The following is a 1,496-nucleotide window of genomic DNA, read 5'->3' as shown; positions in this document are numbered from 1 at the left end:
ACCGATTTAATCACTTTGGAGTTGGAAAGATATGAGTTGGCAGAACTCAATCTGATCGCCGGACAGAAAGCCAAAGCTGCCACAGCTTATGAGTCGGCTGTCAAATATTTGCATGTGGGTTTAGGACTTCTTGCCCAAGATAGCTGGGAGAGTCAGTACGAGCTAACGATCGCCCTCCATCTGGAAGCAGCAGAAACTGAATATATAAATACTAACTTTGAGCGATCGCAACAGTTGTCTGCAACGATCCTGAAACAAGGGAAAACCCTTCTGGAAAAAGCCAAGGTCTACGAACTAAAAATTCAATTAGAGATGGCTCAAAATCGGATGAAATCAGCTGTAGATAATGGGATCGAGGTTCTAGAAATGTTCGGAATTAGCCTAGAGCAAGAACCCCCTCAAGAACTAATCTTTGAGGATTTAGCTAACTTGCCACCCATGACAGATCCCGATAAGCTCGCAGCTATGCGGATATTAAATATCATGACAACGCCGGCTTTTGTTGGAAATACTGCCATGTTTCCGCCAATTCTTTATACAAAAATAACTTTGTCTATTAAGTATGGAAATTCGCCTCAAGTCGCTTTTGCTTATGCTTGGTATGGAGCGCTACTCTGTGGAGGATTAGGAGACGCAGATTCTGGATATCAATTTGGCAAACTAGCTATTTTGTTATTAAACAAATTTAATACAATCACCCTGAAATCTAAGATAATTTGTATATTTAATTGTCTGATCAGATTGTGGAAAGAGCCGCTTATTAACACCCTAGAACCTTTGATTGAGGCCATTCAAAGTGGTGTCGAAACTGGAGATCTAGAATATGCTTGTCACAGTACAGTCAATTATTGCAATCAGTTATTTTTCAGCGGGGGGGAACTAAAGAAACTTGAGCAAGAACAGGCAAAGTATGTTGCCCTAACCATTAAACTCAAACAAGAATACGATACTTTATTTGTTAAAATAAACCAGCAAGTCGTTGACAATTTACTCGACAAAAACTCCGATAAATACTTTTTGCTAGGTGAAAGTTTTAATGAAGAAGAACTACTGCCAGGAATCGAGGCGTCTAACACTGGGACTTTGCTCTATGCTTACTATGTCGGCAAAATGATTCTCTCTTATCTATTTAAAGAGCCGGATAAAACAGTATCAAATGCTCATTTAGCATTACAATACGCCGACACGGGGGCAGGATTAATGCACATGAGTATCTACAACTTCTACTATTCTCTTGGTCTCATAGCACTGTATCCCGAAGCGGAACCAGCCCAGAAAGAACAATACCTAAGTGAATTAACAGCGAATCAAGAAAAATTAAATACCTGGGCGTTTTATGCACCGTCTAACTTCCAGCATAAGTATGACTTAGTAGAAGCAGAAAAAGCGCGGATTATGGGACAACCTTTAGAAGCGGGTGATTATTACGATCGCGCCATAGCAGGAGCCAAAGAACAGGGATATATCCAAGAAGAAGCATTAGCAAACGAACTGGC

General features: G+C 40.4%; 1 pseudogene. It reads left to right on the top strand.

The annotated features are described in order from the left end of the window. Nucleotides 1-1,496, top strand: a pseudogene (locus QUA78_RS32565) (serine/threonine protein kinase); the annotation flags it as partial.

Origin of the sequence: Microcoleus sp. K4-B3 (assembly GCF_036704615.1) — a bacterium.
Taxonomy (GTDB): domain Bacteria; phylum Cyanobacteriota; class Cyanobacteriia; order Cyanobacteriales; family Microcoleaceae; genus Microcoleus.
The sequence above is the reverse complement of the archived record's forward strand: the minus strand, read 5'-3'. Positions and strand labels throughout refer to the sequence as shown.